A 20,103-nucleotide genomic window follows, 5' to 3' on the forward strand; every position below is an offset into this window, starting at 1 on the left:
GAGCCCGTACATGAGCACCGAGTACCTGGCCGCAGAACACACCAGCGCCCCGCCCAGCGGCAACCTGCTGGACGTCCACGATCTGCACGTCGAATTCCGTACCAGGGACGGGGTCGCCAAGGCGGTCAACGGCGTCACCTACTCGGTGGCCGAGGGCGAGACGCTGGCCGTGCTCGGCGAGTCCGGCTCCGGCAAGTCCGTGACCGCGCAGGCCATCATGGGCATCCTCGACTCGCCGCCCGGCTTCATCACCAAGGGCGAGATCGTCTTCCAGGGCAAGAACCTGCTGACGATGGTCGGCGAGGAGCGGCGCAAGGTCCGCGGCGCGAAGATGGCGATGGTCTTCCAGGACGCGCTGTCGTCCCTCAACCCCGTGCTCACCGTGGGGGAACAGCTCGGCGAGATGTTCACCACCCACCAGGGCATGTCGAAGAAGGACTCGCGGATCAAGGCCGTCGAGCTGATGGAACGGGTCCGCATCCCCGCCGCCGCCGAACGCGTCAAGCAGTACCCGCACCAGTTCTCCGGCGGTATGCGGCAGCGCGTGATGATCGCCATGGCGATGGCCCTGGAACCCGCGCTGATCATCGCGGACGAGCCGACGACCGCGCTCGACGTGACGGTGCAGGCGCAGGTGATGGATCTGCTGGCCGAACTCCAGCGGGAGTTCAACATGGGCCTGATCCTCATCACCCACGACCTGGGCGTCGTCGCCGACGTGGCCGACAAGATCGCCGTGATGTACGCGGGCCGGATCGTGGAGACCTCGCCGGTCCACGAGATCTACAAGCGGCCCGCGCACCCGTACACCAAGGGCCTGTTGCAGTCGATCCCGCGGCTGGACCAGAAGGGCCAGGAGCTGTACGCGATCAAGGGGCTGCCGCCCAACCTGCTGCACATTCCGCCCGGTTGCGCCTTCAACCCGCGCTGCCCGATGGCCCAGGACATCTGCCGCACCGATGTGCCCCCGCTGGCGAAGGTGAGCCCCGACCGGGCGAGCGCCTGCCACTTCTGGAAGGAGACGCTCGGTGAGTGAACAGCCCGTCATGCACAAGGACCCGGTCAAGGCGGCGCACGAGCCGATCCTCGAAGTACGCGACCTGGTCAAGCACTTCCCGCTGACCCAGGGCATCCTGTTCAAGAAGCAGATCGGCGCGGTCAAGGCCGTCGACGGTGTCTCCTTCGACCTCTTCCCCGGCGAGACGCTGGGCATCGTCGGCGAGTCCGGCTGCGGCAAGTCGACCGTCGCCCGGCTGCTGATGAACCTCGAAGTGCCCACCGCCGGACGCATCCTGTACAAGGGCGACGACATCACCAAGCTGTCGGGGCGGGCCCTGAAGGCCGTCCGGCGCAACATCCAGATGGTGTTCCAGGACCCGTACACCTCGCTCAACCCCCGTATGACGGTGGGCGACATCATCGGTGAGCCGTACGAGATCCACCCCGAGGTCGCGCCCAAGGGCGACCGGCGCAAGCGCGTACAGGACCTGCTCGACGTCGTCGGCCTCAACCCCGAGTACATCAACCGCTATCCGCACCAGTTCTCCGGCGGCCAGCGGCAACGCATCGGCATCGCACGGGGGTTGGCGCTGCGCCCCGAGATCATCGTGGCCGACGAGCCGGTCTCCGCGCTCGACGTGTCGGTGCAGGCCCAGGTCATCAACCTGATGGGCAATCTCCAGAAGGAGTTCAACCTCTCCTACATGTTCATCGCGCACGACCTGTCGATCGTCCGGCACATCTCCGACCGCGTCGGCGTGATGTACCTCGGCAAGATCGTCGAGATCGGCGGCGACGAGGCGATCTACGAGCACCCGACCCACCCCTACACCCAGGCCCTGCTCTCCGCCGTCCCGGTCCCCGACCCGGCCGCGCGTGAGCACCGCGAGCGGATCATCCTCTCCGGCGACGTGCCCTCCCCGGCCAACCCGCCCTCCGGCTGCCGCTTCCGCACCCGCTGCTGGAAGGCCCAGGAGCGCTGCACCCTGGAGGAGCCGCTGCTGGCGGTCCCCCCGGCCTTCCGCGGCACGGCGGGCCCGGCCGAACACGACTCGGCGTGCCACTTCGCGGAGGAGAAGCAGGTCGTCCCGAACGACTGAGCACCGGCCGACCACGCGTACGACGCCTCCTCGTCAGGGGAGGCGCCGAATGCGGTGGCGCCGGGCGCCGGGATCGGGAAGGCTCGGGCCATGGTCTCGGTAGTGCAGAACGTGGCGATCGACTGTGCGGACGCCTACAGCCTGGCTCTCTTCTGGAGCGGCGTCACCGGCCGTCCGCTGGATCCGGAGGACCGGCCGGGCGACCCGGAGGTCCAAGTGCTCCTCGCGGACGGCCCCCTGCTCCATTTCAACCAGGTGCCCGAGCCCAAGACGGTCAAGAACCGCGTCCACCTGTGCCTGCGCCCCGACACCACCCGCGACGAGGAGGTCGACCGCCTCCTCGCCCTCGGCGCCACCCTCCTCACCGACCGCCGCAACCCCGACGGCACCGGCTGGGCCGTCCTCACCGACCCCGAGGGCAACGAATTCTGCGTCCTGCGCAGCCAAGCCGACCGCGAGGCCGCCCACGCCTGAACGCCGCTTCCGCTGGGACACTGGAGCGGTGATCCACACCGACCGGGCGATCCGGTTCCGTTTCGAGCTGACGCCCCTGACGTCGGTCACGCCGTGGGGCCACGAGCGGCCCGTCCTGCACTGGTTCGGGCTGACCGAGGGCTGGTACTGCGTCGACCTCGACGGCCATGAGGTGCTGCGCTACTCCGATTCCACGGTCCGGGCACTGCGGGACGACGGTGACGGCAGGCGAACGCACCCGTATGTGGACTACTACGTCGTCCGCCTGTGGGAGGACATGATCGCGCTCGTGTCGGCGGCGCTGGAGCCCGTGCCACCGGACCTGGTGGACGTCGCGGCCGACACCTCGCCCGCCTGGACATGGCGCGAAACGCCGGAGGCCGAGGCCGCGTTGGCCTGGCACAGCGCGGGCTATCTGTACACCGACTACCTGCGGATCGCCCCGCACGTCCGCTGCTGGCGCACGGTCGTCGGTGAGGAGGACACGGTGACGGTCGTCTGGGAGCATCAGGCCGACCCGGAGGGCGTGATCGAATTCGTCGGCCCGCGGTCGGGACGGGTGGCCATACCGACGAGCGAGTTCCTCGCGGCGGTCACCGAACTCGACCGGGCGCTGTTGTCCGCGATGGACCAGCGCATCAATGAACTGGAGGAGTCCGGCCCGGTGCCCGGCCTCGAAGCGGACATCGAGCAGCTGCGGCGTGAACACCGGGACCGGGCGACCTGGTTGCGGCGCGCACGGGACCGCGAGCCGGGTACGGACTGGAGCGCCGTACGGACCGGGGTGCGCACCCTCCAGGCCCCCGACACAGCCGCCCACGCCTGACGTCCACGCCTGACGCGCGCGAGAGGGGCGCCGCCCGGGGTGGGGGGCGCCCCTCTGGGGTGGGGGATCGTCAGGCGGCGCCGACGACGTCCTTTTCTTCGGCGAAGTGGCAGGCCGACTCGTGGGTGGCCGGGGTGGAGCCGCCCTGGAAGCGGGCGGGGATCGCCAGCAGCGGGGTCTCCTCGGCGCAGCGCTCCTGGGCCTTCCAGCAGCGGGTGCGGAAGCGGCAGCCGGAGGGCGGGTTGGCCGGGGAGGGCACGTCGCCGGAGAGGATGATCCGCTCGCGGTGCTCACGCGCGGCCGGGTCGGGGACCGGGACGGCGGAGAGCAGGGCCTGGGTGTAGGGGTGGGTCGGGTGCTCGTAGATCTCGGTGTCGGTGCCGATCTCCGCCATCCGCCCGAGGTACATCACGCCGACGCGGTCGGAGATGTGCCGGACGATCGACAGGTCGTGCGCGATGAAGAGGTAGGAGAGGGTGAACTCGTCCTGGAGCTTCTCCATCAGGTTGATGACCTGGGCCTGCACCGAGACGTCGAGCGCGGAGACCGGCTCGTCGCAGATGATGATCTCCGGGTTGAGCGCCAACCCCCGTGCGATGCCGATGCGTTGCCGCTGGCCGCCGGAGAACTGGTGCGGATACCGGTTGATGTACTCGGGGTTGAGGCCGACCACGTCCAGCAGGTCCTCGACACGCTTGCGGCGCGACCCCTTGGGAGCCACCTCGGGGTGGATGTCGAAGGGCTCACCGATGATGTCGCCGACCGTCATACGGGGGTTGAGCGAGGTGTACGGGTCCTGGAACACCATCTGGATGTTGCGCCGGACGGCCTTCAGGGCCCGCCCCGACAGCTTGGTGATGTCCTCGCCCTTGTAGAACACCTCGCCCGCGGTGGCCTGTTCGAGGTTCATCAGCAGCTTGGCGACCGTGGACTTGCCGCAGCCGGACTCGCCGACGATGCCGAGCGTCTCGCCCCGGTAGAGGTCGAAGGAGATCCCGTCGACCGCCTTGACCGCGCCGACCTGCTTCTTGAACAGGATGCCCTGCGTCAGCGGGAAGTGCTTCACCAGGTTCCGCACCTGGAGGATGGGTTCACCCCGGTTCGAGAGGTCACTCACCGAGCGTCTCCTTCCAGAAGTGGCAGGCACTGCCGCGCCCGTCGCCGATCGTGTGCAGCACGGGCACCTCGGTCCGGCAGATGTCCTGCGCCATCGGGCAGCGCGGGTTGAAGGCGCAGCCCGACGGGATACGCAGCAGGTTGGGCGGCAGCCCCTTGATCGCGTACAGCTCCTGGCCCTTCTGGTCCAGCCGGGGAATCGACTGGAGCAGGCCCTTGGTGTACGGGTGCGCCGGGTTCTTGTAGATCTCGTGGACCGGCGAGCTCTCGACGATCCGGCCCGCGTACATCACCGCGATCTTGTCGGCCACGTCCGCGACCACACCCAGGTCGTGGGTGATCAGGATCAGGCCCATGTTGAACTCCCGCTGGAGTTCGGCCAATAGATCCATCACCTGAGCCTGGACGGTGACGTCGAGCGCGGTCGTCGGCTCGTCCGCGATGATCAGGTCGGGTTCGAGGGCGAGCGCCATCGCGATCATGATGCGCTGCCGCATACCGCCGGAGAACTGGTGCGGGTAGTCGTTCACCCGCTCCTTCGCCGCCGGGATGCGCACCCGGTCCATCAGCTCGACCGCCTTGGCCTTGGCGGCCTTGCGGGACAGGCCCTGGTGCACCCGGAACATCTCGCCGAGCTGGTAGCCCACCGACAGCACCGGGTTGAGGGACGACAGCGCGTCCTGGAAGATCATCGCGATCTTCCGGCCGCGCAGCTTGCGCCGCTCCTCGCCGGACATCGTGAGCATGTCGCGGCCCTGGAACAGGATCTCGCCCTGCGGGATACGGCCGGGCGGCATGTCGAGGATGCCCATGATCGCCTGCGCGGTCACGGACTTGCCCGAGCCGGACTCGCCGAGCACGGCCAGCGTCTCCCCGGCGTTCACCGAGTAGTTGACGCCGTTCACGGCCTTGGCGACACCGTCGCGGGTGTGGAACTCGACGTGCAGGTCCCGTACTTCGAGCAGCGGAGCCGTCGGGACGCCGGGCGCCGGGGCGCTCGCGGTCTCATCGATGACAGTCAACGCCGTACCTCCTAGCGCAGCTTGGGGTCGAGGGCGTCGCGCACCGCGTCGCCGAGCATGATGAACGCCAGCACCGTCACGCTGAGCGCGCCCGCGGGCCACAGCAGCATGTGCGGCGCGTTGCGGATCTGGGTGGACGCCTGGGAGATGTCGATGCCCCAGGAGACGGCCGGCGGCTTGAGGCCCACGCCGAGGAACGACAGCGTCGCCTCCAGCGAGATGTACGTGCCCAGCGCGATCGTCGCGACCACGATGATCGGGGCGAGCGCGTTGGGCGCGATGTGCCGCAGCAGCATCCGCGCGTTGCCCGCGCCGAGTGCCCGCGCTGCCTGCACGTAGTCCTGCTGCTTGGCCGTGATGACCGAGCCGCGCGCGATACGCGCGATCTGCGGCCAGCCCAGCAGGATCATGAAGAGCGAAACGGTGGTGACGCTGCCGCCCTTGACCACGGACAGGAAGACGATGCCGCCGAGCAGGATCGGGATGCCGAAGAAGATGTCGCTGATCCGGGAGAGGATCGAGTCCCACCAGCCGCCGAAGTAACCGGCCAGGCCGCCGAGGAGCGAGCCCAGCACGGTGACGCCGAGGGTCGCGAAGATGCCGACCGACACCGAGGCGCGCGCGCCGTAGACGGTGCGGGTGTAGACGTCGCAGCCCTGCTGGTCGAAGCCGAAGGGGTGCCCGGAGGTCGCCCCGTTCTGCGACTTGGCGAGGTCGCAGGAGAGCGGGCTGCCCCCGGCGATCAGGCTGGGCCAGATCGAGATGACGACCAGGAAGAGGATCAGCAGCCCGGACACGTAGAACATCGGCTTGCGGCTGAGGTCGTGCCAGGCGTCGTTCCACAGGCTGCGCGGCTTCTCGCGCTCCGCGTCACGCGACGGCTCCCCCGGGCCGCGCGGTCCGTCCACGGGCAGCCCGGCGGGCGCAGTGGATATCGCGTTCGCGGCGCTCCGGGCGTCGGACATCTCAGACATAGCGAATCCTCGGGTCCAGGACCGCGTAAAGCAGGTCGACGAGCAGGTTGGCGGCCAGGAAGACGATCACCAGGATCGTCACGAAGCCGACGACGGTCGGCGGATTCTGCCGCAGGATGCCCTGGTAGAGCTGGTAGCCGACGCCGTGGATGTTGTAGATCCGCTCGGTGACGATGGCGCCGCCCATGAGCGCGCCGAGGTCGGTGCCGAGGAAGGTCACCACGGGTATCAGCGAGTTGCGCAGCAGGTGGACGGTGACCACGCGGCGCTTGGGCAGGCCCTTGGCCACGGCCGTGCGCAGGTAGTCCGCGCGGGAGTTCTCCGCGACCGAGGTACGGGTCAGCCGGGCCACATAGGCGAGCGAGACACCGGCCAGGACGAGTCCCGGCAGGATCAGGTCACCGATCGGGGCGCCCTCGGCGACCGCCGGATTGGCCAGGCCCCACTTCACGCCCACGAAGTACTGGAGCAGGAAGGCGGTCACGAAGGTCGGGATGGACACGACGAGCAGCGTGAACGCGAGCACGCCCGAGTCCGCGAACCGTCCGCGCCGCAGCCCGGCCAGCAGGCCGAGCCCGATGCCGACGACCGCCTCGATCGCGAAGGCGACCATGGTCAGCCGGATGGTGACCGGGAAGGCCGTGCCCATCAGCTCGGTGACCGGCTGCCCGGTGGCGGCGGTACCGAAGTTGCCGCTGAGGATCTGCCACATGTAGTGCCCGTACTGCGCGGGCAGCGAGTGGTCCAGATACAGGTCGTGCCTGATCTGGTTCGCCGTGGCGGGGTCGGGCGCCCGGTCGCCGAACATGGCGGCCACCGGGTCGCCGAGCGCGTAGACCATGACGAAGATCAAAAAGGTGGTTCCGATGAAGACCGGAACCATCTGGAGCAGTCGTCGAATGACGTAGCGCCCCATCTGTCCTCCAGGGATCGGGGCAGACGTGAGCCGGGGCTTGTGACCCCGGCCGACCTCCGCACCGCGAGCGGTTGCTGTCAGTTCCCCCCGAACGCGCGCCCGCCACGGGGTGCCATGGCGGGCGCGCTTACCGCATCAGGTCAGTTGTTGACCGTGATGTCGGTGAAGACGGGGACACTGAAGGCGTTCTCCGTCACGTTGGACACCCGGGACGACCAGCCGGCGCCACCGTTCTGGTACCAGAGCGGGATGACGGGCATGTCCTTCATCAGGATCTTCTCGGCGTCCTGGTAGAACCCGATCGCCTTGGCGGTGTCCGGCTCCGAGTTCGCCTGCTTGATCAGCGAGTCGAACTGCGGGTTGCTGTAGTGCGAGTCGTTCGAGCTGGCGCCCGTCACGTACAGCGGCGTCAGGAAGTTGTCGATCAGCGGGTAGTCCATCTGCCAGCCGGAGCGGAACGGCTGGGTCATCTCACCCTTGGTGATCTGGTTGCGGAAGTCCGCGAACGTGCCGGTGGGGGCGCCGACGCACGCCTTGTTGTTGCCCACCACGTTGTTGATGCTGTTGCAGACCGCGTCGACCCACTGCTTGTGCGAGCCGGTGTCGGCGTTGTACCCGATGGTCATGTGACCGCCGGGAATGCCGCCGCCCTCCTGGATGAGCTGCTTCGCCTTGACCGGGTCGTACGTGACCGACTCGCCGCCGACGGAGTCGCTGTAACCGCCGGCCGCGCCCAGCACCGGGGAGGTGAGGTCGGTGGCCGGGGTGCGGGTGCCCTGGAAGATCTTCTCGGTGATGGTCTTCCGGTCGATCGCCATGGACAGGCCCTGGCGGACCTTCTCCATGCCGGGGGCGCTCCACGCCTTCTGGTTCAGCGGGAAGGAGACCGTCTGGATGATGCCGGCCGGCTGGTTGAGGTAGCGGCCGCCGAGGTCCGACTTCACGTGGCTGAGCTGCTCGGCCGGAACGTCGTCCAGGACGTCCAGGTTGCCCGCCTGGAGGTCGGCGTAGGCGGTGTTGCTGTCGGTGTAGACCTTCAGCAGCACGCCCTTGTTCTTCGGCTTGCTCGGGCCCGTGTAGTTCGGGTTCGGGACCAGCTTCATGCTGGAGCCCTTGCTGTACGAGTCGATCATGTACGGGCCGTCGCCGACCGGCTTGTTCAGGTAGCCGGCGTGGTCGGTGAAGAACGACTTCGGCAGCGGCGCGAACGCCTTGTAGCCGAGGCGGTCGGGCCACGTGGAGAACTTCTGGGTGAGCTTGACGGTGAAGGTGGTGTCGTCCACGACCTTCAGACCCGACATGGTCTTCGCGGTCGGGGCGGCGCCCTCCTTGTCGGGGTGCACCGCGGCGTAGCCGTCGATGTCCGCGAAGAAGTACGCGTTGAGCTGCTTGTTCGTCAGCAGCGCGCCGTAGTTCCAGGCGTCGACGAACGAGTTGGCGGTCACCGGGGTGCCGTCGGAGAACTTCAGGCCCTGCTTGATCTTGATGGTGAAGTTCTGCTGGTCGGTCGTGGTGATCGAGTCAGCGGCCTCAAGGTTGGCCTTCCCCGTCTTGGGGTCGTACTCCTTGAGGTTCATGAAGATCATGTCCAGGACCTTGCCGCCCTGGACCTCGTTGGTGTTCGCCGGCTCCAGGGGGTTCTGGGGGTCTCCCCACCACGCCCTGACGATGCCGTCGTTGGAACCGCCGGCCTTGTTGTCCGAATCACCGGAACCGCAGGCGGTTGCCGCGAGGGCGACGACTGCCGCGCCTATGACCCACTTGGCGCTCTTGGCACCGCGCATGGGTTTGCCTCCTCAGGAGTCACTGTCGATACGTGAAAGGAAGGCCGGTCGCCGCTGACACTCCTGACACCCCTGACAGGAGAAGGGCCTGGCCTTCCGTGCTCGTGAGTCGGCGCTCCCCATCAGCGCGTGACCCATTGACCCGAGCTCAACTTCGTCCACTATCGGGCACGTTTGAGGTCGCTCGGAACAGGGTCTGGTTTCGCTTCGGTCACGATGGGCAGAGGAGCCTGCTCAAAATTCGGACAATCTGGAACGTACACAGACAGGTTCGAAACGGACAGTGTGATCTTTCTTACGCCGCTGAGCGGAGATGAACGTCCGGATAACGGACAGTGCGAAAAACCCAAAAGGGGCGCGGAGAGCGCGTGACCGGTCCCCGCCGTCCGGCGGCGGAGTCTGGTCGCGCGGCTCCCCGCGCCCCTACGGGCGCTGCGCGGTCAGCGCTTGGCCCGAGCGGCCGAGCGTCCCCGCTCCTTCTGGTCCAGGACGACCTTGCGGATGCGGACCGTCTCCGGGGTCACCTCGATGCACTCGTCCTCGCGGCAGAACTCCAGCGACTGCTCCAGCGAGAGCTTGCGCGGCGGCACCACGTTCTCGGTGTTGTCCGCGGACGCGGCGCGCATGTTCGTGAGCTTCTTCTCCTTGGTGATGTTCACGTCCATGTCGTCGGACCGCGAGTTCTCACCGATGATCATGCCCTCGTAGACCTCCGTGGTCGCCTCGACGAAGATCACGCCGCGCTCCTGGAGGTTGATCATGGCGAACGGCGTCACGACACCGGCGCGGTCGGCCACCAGGGAGCCGTTGTTACGGGTCCGCAGGTCGCCGAACCACGGCTCGTGGCCCTCGAAGATGCTGTGCGCGATGCCGGTGCCGCGGGTGTCGGTGAGGAATTCCGTACGGAAGCCGATCAGGCCGCGGGCCGGGACGACGAACTCCATGCGGACCCAGCCGGAGCCGTGGTTCGTCATGGTCTCCATGCGGCCCTTGCGGGTCGCCATGAGCTGGGTGATCGCGCCCAGGTACTCCTCGGGGCAGTCCACCGTCATCCGCTCGACCGGCTCGTGGACCTTGCCGTCGATCACCTTGGTGACCACCTGCGGCTTGCCGACGGTCAGCTCGAAGCCCTCGCGGCGCATCTGCTCGACCAGGATGGCCAGCGCCAGCTCGCCGCGGCCCTGGACCTCCCAGGCGTCGGGGCGCTCGGTGGGCAGCACGCGGAGCGAGACGTTGCCGATCAGCTCCCGGTCGAGGCGGTCCTTGACCTGGCGGGCGGTGACCTTGTGGCCCTTGCCGCCCTTGCCGACCAGCGGCGAGGTGTTCGTACCGATGGTCATCGAGATCGCGGGCTCGTCGACCGTGATGAGCGGCAGCGCGACCGGGTTCTCCAGGTCGGCCAGCGTCTCGCCGATGGTGATCTCCGGAATACCGGCCACCGCGCAGATGTCGCCGGGGCCCGCCATCTCGGCGGGCTTGCGGGTCAGCGCCTCGGTCATCAGCAGTTCGGTGATCTTGACCTGGCTGACCGAGCCGTCGCGCTTCATCCACGCGACCTGCTGGCCCTTGCGCAGCTCGCCCTCCTCCACCCGGAGCAGGGCGATACGGCCGAGGAAGTTGTCCGCGTCGAGGTTGGTGACGTGCGCCTGGAGCGGCGCGCCCTCGGTGTACGTGGGGGCCGGGACGGTGGACAGGATCGTGGAGAAGAACGGCTCCAGGCTGTCGCTGTCGGCCGGAACCGTGCCGTTCTCCGGCTTGGTCAGCGAGGCGATGCCGTCCCGCGCGCACGCGTAGACGATCGGGAACTCGATCTGGTCCTCGGTGGCGTCCAGGTCCAGGAACAGGTCGTACGTCTCGTTGACGACCTCGTCGATCCGGGAGTCGGGGCGGTCCGTCTTGTTCACGCAGAGGATGACCGGCAGGTTCGCCGACAGCGCCTTGCGGAGCACGAAACGGGTCTGCGGCAGCGGGCCCTCGGAGGCGTCCACCAGCAGCACGACCGCGTCGACCATGGACAAGCCGCGCTCTACCTCGCCGCCGAAGTCGGCGTGGCCCGGGGTGTCGATGATGTTGATCGTGATGACATCGCCACCGCCCTTGGGGTGGTACTTCACGGCGGTGTTCTTCGCGAGAATGGTGATGCCCTTCTCGCGCTCCAGGTCGTTGGAGTCCATCATCCGATCGTCGAGATGCTGGTGGGCGGCGAATGCGCCGGCCTGCTTGAGCATCGCGTCGACGAGGGTCGTCTTGCCGTGGTCGACGTGGGCGACGATGGCGACGTTACGAATATCGTGGCGCGTGGACATGCTGCGGCGCTTCTCCCGGAATCGTGGATGGACGTCGCGTTCCTCGTTGACGCGCTCGCCTGCCGGGCAAGGTCACGCCGCGGCCTTACCCCATGGTACGGGCCCCAACCCCCCTCGGCCGCCGATGGCTGGCTTCAGAGGGGATTTGGGGCCCGTAATCGCACGGTTTTCCGCGACCGCGCGCGCCTACTTGCGGAAGCCGAGGTTCTGGTAGTCGGGGGTCTGGAAGCCGAAGGCGCCCGCGTTGGCGACGGTGGTGCGCAGCGCGACCAGGCCGGGGCGCTGGTAGAGCGGGATGGAACCGGCCGCGGCCCAGATCCGGGCGTCGGCCTTGGAGGTCAGGTCGCGGGCCGCGGAGGTGTCCAGCTCGCCGCCCGCCCGGTCCAGGAGCTGGTCGATCTGGTCGGTGCCGACCCGCGTGTAGTTCTGCGCCACGGTCAGCGAGCCGTCGGGGGCGGGCACCGGCTTGGCGAAGATCGGGGTGTCGTCGGTGGCCGGGTAGGCCGTGCCGGGCCAGGAGTAGAGCGCCAGGTCGAAGTCGCCCGAGGCGATGTGGTCCTGGAAGTAGCTGTCGCCCGCGACCTTGGTGATCTCGGTGCGGATGCCGATGCCGGAGAGCATCGAGGCGATCCGGGTGCCGACGTCGTCCAGCGTCGGGGAGTCCGCCGGGAGCACGAAGCGCATGGTGAGCTGCTTGCCCGCCTTGCTGACGGCGGCTGCGGGCTCCACGACGGTGACGGCGCCGGAGGCCGCGGTACGGCCTGGGCCGCCGGCCGCCTGGTCGCCGGTCTTGGCGTTGCTGCGCGTCCAGCCCGCGTCGGCCAGCAGCGCCTGGGCCTGCTGCACGTCGTTGGTGCCGAGCGCCGAGCTGTTGTCGCGGTAGCCGTCCTGCGAGGGCAGCACCAGGTGGTTGCCGAGCGCCTCGTCGGGCAGCCCGAGCGGCTTGAGCACGGCGGTGGCGATGGCCTTGCGGTCGATGGCGCGGGCCACGGCGTGCCGGATGCGCTCGTCGGCCAGCGGTCCCGTACTGCCGTTGATGGCGAGCTGCGCGTACGCGGCGTCGGGCGCCTTCCGTACGGCCAGGCCCTTGGTCCCGGTCACGGCGGTGACCGCGCCGGGGTCGATCTCGGCCAGGTCGAGGGTGCCCGCGGCGAGCGCGGCGGGGCGCTTGTCCACCGGCACGGCGGTCAGCACGATCCGGTCGAGCTTGGCGGGCTCGCCCCACCACGCCTTGTTGCGGTCCAGCGTGACGGTGCCCTTCTTGGTGTCCACGGCCTCGACCGCGAAGGGGCCTGCGACGACCGGCAGCTTGGTGCGCACGCCGTCGTTGAAGGTGTCCGCGTCACTGGTCACCGACTTCGGGTACAGCGGGCTGAACAGCGACTTCCAGTCCGCGTACGGGCTGGCGAAGGTGACGTCGACCTGCTGGGCGTCCTTGCCCTGCCGGACGTCGGAGATCCGGTCGTAACCGGCGTTGCGGGCCGTCCAGAAGGCGCTGTTCTTGCCGTTCAGCGCCTTCCACTGGGCGACGAAGTCGGCCGCGCCGACCGCCTGGCCGTCGCTCCACTTCGCCTTGGGGTTCAGGTGGTACGTGACCACCTGGCGCGGTGACTGCGCGACGTCCGCGCTCGCCAGGAAGTCGCTGTCGGCCCGCGGGGAGCCGTGGCCGTCGAGCCGGTACATCGCCGGGAGGGTGGCTCCCGCGATCGTCAGCGTGTCGGCGTCCGCGTCCGCCTGGTACGCGTTCAGCGTGCGGGGCAGCTCATCGGTCGCCCAGCGCAGCGTGCCGCCGTCGCGGACGCCCGCGCGCGAGACGGTCGCGATGTCGGTGCCCGCCGTCCCGGCGGCGCCGCCGCCCGAGGAGCAGGCGGTCAGGGTCATGGCCGCCCCGGCGGTCAGCGCCACGGCGGCGCGCAATACGGGTGGGTTCGCGCTGCGGTTCATGGATCGGACACCTCCGGCGGCCCGGCATAGACCGGGGACATACTCATTTGGCCTGATTTCCGGGTAATCACTTCCCAGTGGAGGGGACGAGGAGCGGCTCTCCGCCCCGACACGACCGCAATGCCCCGCTCTTCCACCCGGACGGCCCCTTGGCGCGGGGGGCGGCCCATGAGGGGCGCGGGGGACTGCGCGGGGTGGCCGGGCGGGCGGCGCGCCCGGAGACCGGCGAACCGCCCCGGAGGGGAATTGGTGCACGCGTCTTCCCAACCGAAGGTGTGACGCGCGACACTTCCAGGCGCGGCAGCGTCATCAACCGCATCACCCCCGCACGGCGGAGAAGGTGAGGCATCCGTATGTCCCTGCAAGACGATCTGACGTCGGTCACCCGGCGGCTCGACGATTTGATGCGCTGCGTCGGGCGGCTGGACGAGCACGTGGGCGACAGCCTGGACATGCGCAGGGTGCGGGCCGACGCGGCCCATCTGCGGGAGAGCCTGGCTCTGCTGCACGAGGCCGTCCCGACGACCGCGGGCATCCGCAAGGTCGAGATGGTGACGATCCCGGACGCGCCGTACGACCGCGGCCTGTGGGCCGACGCGGAGGACGAGGGGCTGGGCTCGCCGCACCGGCACGCGCCGTAGCGCGCGGCACCGGCCCGCGGCGGCCGTACCACCCCCGCACCCCTCGGCGCCCGCACCCGGCGGCGTCCCCTCCCCCGTTCCTTCGGAGTCCTCCTTGGCCACCGGAACCACCCCCTCCCCCACCGCGCGCCGCGGCGTCCTGACGCCGGGGCGCGCGGCCATTTCCGAACGGCATCTGCGGACCGACCGGTGGTGGGTGCCACCGCTGGTCACCGCGCTCGGCCTGGCGGCCTTCGTCGTCTACTCGACCTGGCGGGCCTTCGCCAACAGCCACTACTACGCGGCGCCCTACGTCTCGCCGTTCTACTCGCCGTGCCTGGCGTCGAACTGCGCGGACATGAAGGGCGGCGCCAACTGGCCGCTGTTCGGCGACTGGTGGGGTCTGTCACCGGCCCTGCTGGTGCTGGTCTTCCCGCTCGGCTTCCGGCTGACCTGCTACTACTACCGCAAGGCGTACTACCGGGGCTTCTGGGCCTCGCCGCCCGCCTGCGCGGTCGCCGAGCCGCACGCGAAGTACACCGGCGAGACGCGGCTGCCGCTGATCCTGCAGAACGTGCACCGCTACTTCTTCTACTTCGCGCTGCCGGTGGCGGGCATCCTCACCTACGACACGGTGCTCGGCTTCCGCGACGAGCACGACCGCTGGGGCCACATGGGTCTGGGCACGGTCGTCCTGCTCGTGAACATCATCCTGATCTGGGCGTACACGCTGTCGTGCCACTCGTGTCGGCACATCGTGGGCGGCAAGCTCAGGCACTTCTCCGCGCACCCGGTGCGCTACCGCCTCTGGGGCTGGGTCGGCGTCCTCAACGGCCGTCACATGCTGCTCGCCTGGTCGTCCCTGATCGGCGTCGGCCTCACCGACCTCTACATCTATCTGGTCTCCAGCGGCGTATTCGACGATCCGAGGTTCTTCTGAGATGACACAAGTCGAACGGCACGCGTACGACGTGGTCGTGGTCGGCGCGGGCGGCGCCGGGCTGCGGGCCGCGATCGAGGCCCGGGAGCGGGGCATGCGTACCGCCGTGATCTGCAAGTCGCTGTTCGGCAAGGCCCATACGGTGATGGCCGAGGGCGGCATCGCGGCCAGCATGGGCAACGTCAACTCCGGTGACAACTGGCAGGTCCACTTCCGCGACACCATGCGCGGCGGGAAGTTCCTCAACCACTGGCGGATGGCGGAGCTGCACGCCAAGGAGGCTCCCGACCGGGTCTGGGAGCTGGAGACCTGGGGCGCGCTGTTCGACCGCACCCCCGACGGCAAGATCTCGCAGCGCAACTTCGGCGGCCACGAGTACCCGCGGCTGGCACACGTCGGCGACCGTACGGGCCTTGAGCTGATCCGCACCCTCCAGCAGAAGATCGTCTCGCTCCAGCAGGAGGACTTCGCGGAGACCGGCGACTACGAGTCGCGGCTGAAGGTCTTCCAGGAGTGCACGGTCACCCGCGTGCTCAAGCAGGACGACAAGGTCGCGGGCGTCTTCGGTTACGTGCGCGAGTCCGGGCGGCTGTTCGTGATCGACACGCCCGCGGTGGTGCTGGCGACCGGCGGCATCGGCAAGTCCTTCAAGGTGACGTCCAACTCCTGGGAGTACACCGGCGACGGGCACGCGCTGGCGCTGCTGGCCGGGGCGCCGCTGATCAACATGGAGTTCATCCAGTTCCACCCGACCGGCATGGTCTGGCCGCCGTCGGTGAAGGGCATCCTGGTCACCGAGTCGGTGCGCGGCGACGGCGGGGTGCTGCGCAACAGCGACGGCAAGCGGTTCATGTTCGACTACGTGCCGGACGTCTTCAAGGAGAAGTACGCGCAGTCCGAGGAGGAGGCCGACGGCTGGTACTCCGCCCCTGACACCCACCGCCGACCGCCGGAGCTGCTGCCCCGCGACGAGGTGGCGCGCGCGATCAACTCCGAGGTGAAGGCCGGGCGCGGCACCCCGCACGGCGGCGTCTTCCTCGATGTGTCGACACGGCTGCCCGCCGAGGAGATCAAGCGGCGGCTGCCGTCGATGCACCACCAGTTCAAGGAGCTGGCGGACGTCGACATCACCGCGGAGCCGATGGAGGTCGGCCCGACCTGTCACTACATGATGGGCGGCGTCGACGTGGACCCGGACACGGCCGCGGCGCGCGGGGTGCCGGGGCTCTACGCGGCGGGCGAGGTCGCGGGCGGCATGCACGGCTCCAACCGGCTGGGCGGCAACTCTCTCTCCGACCTGCTGGTCTTCGGCCGCAGGGCCGGGCTGCACGCGGCGCGGTACGCGGCCTCGTTCGTCGAGGGCGCGCGTCCCGTCGTACCCGAGGAGCAGATCGACACCGCGGCGGCCGAGGCGCTGCGGCCGTTCAGCGCGGAGGACGCGGACGCGGCGGAGGCCGCCGGGGGCGCGCAGGCGGGCGGGGCGCGGCCCGCGGAGAACCCGTACACCCTGCACCAGGAGCTCCAGCAGGTGATGAACGACCTGGTGGGCATCATCCGGCGCGGTCCCGAGATGGAGGACGCGCTGAACCGGCTGACCGGGCTGCGGGCCAGGTCGCGGCGGGCGGGCGTCGAGGGGCACCGGCAGTTCAATCCCGGCTGGCACCTGGCGATCGACCTGCGGAACATGCTGCTGGTCAGCGAGTGCGTGGCGCGTGCCGCGCTGGAGCGGACCGAGAGCCGCGGCGGCCACACCCGCGACGACCATCCGGAGATGGACCGCGCCTGGCGCAAGGTCAATCTGGTCTGCGAGCTGACCGACCCCACCGGGGGCCTGGCGGCCACCGACCCCGACCACGGCCAGATCGGTCTGCGCCGGCGCGCGACGGACCCGATCCGGGGCGACCTGCTCGACCTCTTCGACAGGGACGAGCTGCTCAAATACCTGACGGACGAGGAGCTCGACGGGTGAGTTACGAAGCGCACTTCAAGGTGTGGCGCGGTGACGCCGAGGGCGGCGAGCTGCGCGACTACCAGGTCGAGGTCAACGACGGCGAGGTCGTGCTCGACATCATCCACCGCCTCCAGGCCACCCAGGCGGGCGACTTGGCGGTCCGCTGGAACTGCAAGGCGGGCAAGTGCGGGTCGTGCAGCGCGGAGGTCAACGGACGGCCGCGGCTGATGTGCATGACCCGCATGTCGGTCTTCGCACCGGAGGAGACGATCACGGTCACCCCGATGCGGACCTTCCCCGTCGTGCGCGACCTGGTCACCGATGTCTCCTTCAACTACGACAAGGCCCGGCAGGTCCCGGCGTTCGTGCCGCCGAAGGGGGTCGCGGCCGGGGAGTACCGGATGCAGCAGGTCGACGTGGAGCGCTCGCAGGAGTTCCGCAAGTGCATCGAGTGCTTCCTGTGCCAGGACACCTGTCACGTGGTGCGCGACCACGAGGAGAACAAGACGTCGTTCGCCGGGCCGCGCTTCCTGATGCGGATCGCGGAGCTGGACATGCATCCGCTGGACGCGGCCTCCGAGGCCGGTCTGACCCGCGCCTCGTCCGCGCAGGAGGACCACGGGCTCGGCTACTGCAACATCACCAAGTGCTGCACCGAGGTGTGCCCGGAGCACATCAAGATCACCGACAACGCGCTGATCCCGCTCAAGGAGCGGGCGGTGGACCGTAAGTACGATCCGCTGATCTGGCTGGGCAACAAGATCCGCCGCCGCGGCGAGTAGTTCCCCTCTCCCCTGCCTGCCTGCCCGCCCCGCACGGGGCGGCCAGGGGAGCAGGCGGGCGGGCAGGCAGGTGGGCGGGCTGGCGGGATCAGAAACGGAACTCCGAGTCGCGCTCCGGACACACCGGACATAGCCTCCGAAAAGGAGCACGCGGCAAGCGGCCGTGGCGCGGCGAAGGGCGCGGTACGCATGCGGCGACTCGCGGGAATCGTTGCGGCGCTCGGCGCCCTGATGCTGCTGTCCGGCGCGCCGTCGGCACGGGCGGACGACCCGATCACGCTGTCCAGGTCCGGCCAGATAACCGACAAGGTCGGCGCACTGGGCGACCGGAAGCCGCAGGTCGTCACGGCGCTGGACGGCCTCTACCAGAAGCAGCGCGTCCAGCTCTTCGTGGCGTACGTCCGCACCTTCTCCGGCCGCGCTCCGCAGGACTGGGCGAACGCGACCGCGACCAAGAACGGCCTGGGCCAGCGGGACGTCCTGCTGGCGGTGGCCACCCACGACCGGCAGTACGCGGTCTCCGCCGACCAGGACTCCGGCCTGACCGCGGCCCAGCTCAACGAGGTCAGCAGCCAGGCCGTCGAGCCCGCGCTGCGGCAGAACGACTGGGCGGGGGCCGCGATCGGCGCGGCCACCGGCTACGACGCGGTCCTCAGCGGCCTTCCGGTGACCGTCCCCTCGATCACCCCCGGCACCGCGGACCCGGGCGGCAGCGGGGCGCCCCCGGGCGACTCCGCGGCCGACCTGTGGATTCCGGTGGTGGCCGTCGGCGCCGCGGGCGCGGTCGGGGTGTGGGCGTTCCGCAGGAAGCGCGGCCCGCGGCAGCCCGCCCGCCCGGCGCCCGGCGAGCGCGGCTGGGGCGCCCCGCAGCCGACCCCGCTGCCCGAGCTGGACTCGCAGGCCAAGCATCTGCTGGTGGAGACCGACGACGCGGTCCGCACCAGCCAGGAGGACGTGGGCTTCGCGGCGGCGCAGTTCGGCGAGGAGGCCGCGCGGCCGTTCGCCGAGGCCGTCGAGTACGCCAAGACCGAGCTGACCGCGGCCTTCCGGCTGCGCCAGCAGCTCGACGACGCGATACCCGAGGACGACGCGACCCGCCGGCAGATGCTGGACGAGATCCTGTCCCGCTGCACCCAGGCCAACCGGCGGCTGGACGCGGAGTCCGAGGCGTTCGACCGGCTGCGCGCCCTGGAGGCGAACGCGCCGGAGGTGCTGGAGCAGGCCGAGGCGAAGGCGGCGGCGCTGCCGAGCCGGATCGACACCGCCGAGGCGTCCCTGGCGCCGCTGGCCCAGAAGTACGCGGACGCCGCGCTCGACCCGGTCACCGGCCACCCGGCGGAGGCCAGGGACCGGCTGGAGTTCGCCCACGCCAGCCTCGTACAGGCCAGGGCCGCCGTCGGCACCGACCACGGCAAGGTCGCCGTGTACGTACGGGCCGCCGAGGGCGCGCTGGACCAGGCGGTCATGCTCACCGACTCCGTCACCCGAAGGGCCCAGGAGCTGGCGGAGGCCGACGGGAAGCTGCGGGACGCGCTGACCGAGGCCGACACCGACCTCGCCGAGGCCCGCGGCCTGCTCGGCGGCACCGCCGCCGGGGTCTCCACCGCCGACCTCCAGGGCAGGATCGCCCGCGCCGAGACGGTCGTGGCCGACGTACGGCAGGAGCTGGCGGCGGGGCGCTACGACCCGATCGCCGGGCTGCGCCGGGTCGAGGAGGCGGACGCGGCGCTGGACGAGGCGCTGGCCGGGGCCCGCGAGCGGGAGGTCAGCGAGCAGCGGGCGCGCGGGCTGCTGGACCAGGCGCTGCTGGGGGCGCGCAGCGAGGTGGCCGCCGCCCGCGACATGGTCACCACCAACCGCGGCGCGGTCGGCAGCCAGGCCCGTACCCGGCTCACCGAGGCGGAACGGCGGCTCCAGCAGGCCGAGGCGCTGGCCGGTTCCGACGCGGCGGGCGCGCTGGCGCACGCGCAGGAGGCGGACCGGCTGGCCCGGCAGGCGCAGGACGCGGCCCGGCGGGACGTCGGCGGGTACGGCGGGGGCTTCGGCGGGCCCGGCGGCCGGCGCTCCGGCGGCGGCATGGGCGGCGCGGTGCTCGGCGGGATCATCCTCGGCGAGATCCTCGGCGGCGGGCGCGGCCGGGGCGGCGGCTTCGGCGGGGGCTTCGGGGGCGGCGGCTCGGGACCCGGCAGCTTCGGCGGCGGCCAGACCCGCGGCCGGATGGGCGGCGGCGGCCGCTTCTGAACTCCCCTGACTCCCCTTCTATCCGGCCCCTTCCCATCCGGCCCCTTCCTTTCCGGCCCCTACTTTCCGGCCCCTCTTTCCGGCCCTTTCTGGCTCACGGATACGGAC

16 protein-coding genes are annotated in these 20,103 nt (G+C 70.0%); 9 read left to right on the forward strand and 7 right to left on the reverse strand.

Annotated features, from left to right (window positions below):
- Positions 1–10 precede the first annotated feature (10 nt).
- The 4 genes from ACIQCJ_RS09255 (at position 11) to ACIQCJ_RS09270 (ending at position 3,399) form a co-directional block, all read left to right on the forward strand.
- Positions 11–1,036 carry an ABC transporter ATP-binding protein gene (locus ACIQCJ_RS09255; RefSeq protein ID WP_355348260.1) on the forward strand — a complete coding sequence of 342 codons (1,026 nt, stop codon included), beginning with the start codon at positions 11–13 and terminating at the stop codon, positions 1,034–1,036.
- A 10-nt stretch (positions 1,037–1,046) separates the two neighbouring features.
- A complete protein-coding gene (locus tag ACIQCJ_RS09260) occupies positions 1,047–2,099 on the forward strand; it encodes a dipeptide ABC transporter ATP-binding protein (protein ID WP_355348357.1) in 1,053 nt (350 codons plus the stop codon).
- Between the two features lie 90 nt (positions 2,100–2,189).
- Positions 2,190–2,573 (forward strand): VOC family protein, encoded by a 384-nt coding sequence (locus ACIQCJ_RS09265; protein ID WP_391049273.1) that lies wholly within the window; start codon positions 2,190–2,192, stop codon positions 2,571–2,573.
- A gap of 28 nt (positions 2,574–2,601) precedes the next feature.
- Positions 2,602–3,399, forward strand: a complete 798-nt coding sequence (locus ACIQCJ_RS09270) for a DUF5984 family protein (protein WP_401313022.1) — start codon at positions 2,602–2,604, stop codon at positions 3,397–3,399.
- A gap of 70 nt (positions 3,400–3,469) precedes the next feature.
- On the opposite strand, the gene ACIQCJ_RS09275 is transcribed toward ACIQCJ_RS09270, so the two are convergent.
- The 7 genes from ACIQCJ_RS09275 to ACIQCJ_RS09305 all read right to left on the reverse strand — a co-directional run bounded on the left by ACIQCJ_RS09275 (position 3,470) and on the right by ACIQCJ_RS09305 (position 13,461).
- On the reverse strand, positions 3,470–4,546 hold the full coding sequence (locus ACIQCJ_RS09275; RefSeq protein ID WP_402711074.1) for an ABC transporter ATP-binding protein: 1,077 nt from the start codon (positions 4,544–4,546) through the stop codon (positions 3,470–3,472).
- On the reverse strand, positions 4,509–5,537 hold the full coding sequence (locus tag ACIQCJ_RS09280) for an ABC transporter ATP-binding protein (protein WP_355348278.1): 1,029 nt from the start codon (positions 5,535–5,537) through the stop codon (positions 4,509–4,511). Before ACIQCJ_RS09280 ends, ACIQCJ_RS09275 begins: the two co-directional genes overlap by 38 nt.
- A gap of 11 nt (positions 5,538–5,548) precedes the next feature.
- Positions 5,549–6,502 (reverse strand): ABC transporter permease, encoded by a 954-nt coding sequence (locus tag ACIQCJ_RS09285; protein ID WP_402711279.1) that lies wholly within the window; start codon positions 6,500–6,502, stop codon positions 5,549–5,551.
- 1 nt (position 6,503) lies between these two features.
- Positions 6,504–7,427, reverse strand: a complete 924-nt coding sequence (locus tag ACIQCJ_RS09290) for an ABC transporter permease (RefSeq protein ID WP_188285682.1) — start codon at positions 7,425–7,427, stop codon at positions 6,504–6,506.
- A gap of 140 nt (positions 7,428–7,567) precedes the next feature.
- Positions 7,568–9,211 carry an ABC transporter substrate-binding protein gene (locus ACIQCJ_RS09295; protein WP_391049267.1) on the reverse strand — a complete coding sequence of 548 codons (1,644 nt, stop codon included), beginning with the start codon at positions 9,209–9,211 and terminating at the stop codon, positions 7,568–7,570.
- Positions 9,212–9,651: 440 nt separating this feature from the next.
- The gene (typA, locus tag ACIQCJ_RS09300; protein WP_391161664.1) at positions 9,652–11,517 is read right to left on the reverse strand and encodes a translational GTPase TypA; all 1,866 of its coding nucleotides are present in this window, start codon (positions 11,515–11,517) and stop codon (positions 9,652–9,654) included.
- Between the two features lie 186 nt (positions 11,518–11,703).
- Complete coding sequence (locus tag ACIQCJ_RS09305) at positions 11,704–13,461, reverse strand: ABC transporter family substrate-binding protein (RefSeq protein WP_355348288.1); 1,758 nt, start codon at positions 13,459–13,461, stop codon at positions 11,704–11,706.
- Positions 13,462–13,814: 353 nt separating this feature from the next.
- Here ACIQCJ_RS09305 and ACIQCJ_RS09310 point away from each other — a divergent pair, with 353 nt between their 5' ends.
- From ACIQCJ_RS09310 to ACIQCJ_RS09330, 5 genes are all read left to right on the forward strand, one after another.
- A complete protein-coding gene (locus tag ACIQCJ_RS09310) occupies positions 13,815–14,102 on the forward strand; it encodes a hypothetical protein (RefSeq protein ID WP_355348291.1) in 288 nt (95 codons plus the stop codon).
- A 94-nt stretch (positions 14,103–14,196) separates the two neighbouring features.
- The gene (locus ACIQCJ_RS09315) at positions 14,197–15,021 is read left to right on the forward strand and encodes a hypothetical protein (RefSeq protein WP_402711075.1); all 825 of its coding nucleotides are present in this window, start codon (positions 14,197–14,199) and stop codon (positions 15,019–15,021) included.
- Position 15,022: 1 nt separating this feature from the next.
- On the forward strand, positions 15,023–16,990 hold the full coding sequence (locus ACIQCJ_RS09320) for a fumarate reductase/succinate dehydrogenase flavoprotein subunit (protein ID WP_355348296.1): 1,968 nt from the start codon (positions 15,023–15,025) through the stop codon (positions 16,988–16,990).
- Positions 16,987–17,754 carry a succinate dehydrogenase/fumarate reductase iron-sulfur subunit gene (locus ACIQCJ_RS09325; RefSeq protein ID WP_355348299.1) on the forward strand — a complete coding sequence of 256 codons (768 nt, stop codon included), beginning with the start codon at positions 16,987–16,989 and terminating at the stop codon, positions 17,752–17,754. Before ACIQCJ_RS09320 ends, ACIQCJ_RS09325 begins: the two co-directional genes overlap by 4 nt.
- Positions 17,755–17,943: 189 nt before the next feature.
- Positions 17,944–19,995, forward strand: a complete 2,052-nt coding sequence (locus ACIQCJ_RS09330) for a TPM domain-containing protein (protein ID WP_402711076.1) — start codon at positions 17,944–17,946, stop codon at positions 19,993–19,995.
- The last annotated feature ends 108 nt before the right edge of the window (positions 19,996–20,103 follow it).

This window comes from Streptomyces sp. NPDC093221, from assembly GCF_044753885.1.
Lineage (GTDB): Bacteria > Actinomycetota > Actinomycetes > Streptomycetales > Streptomycetaceae > Actinacidiphila.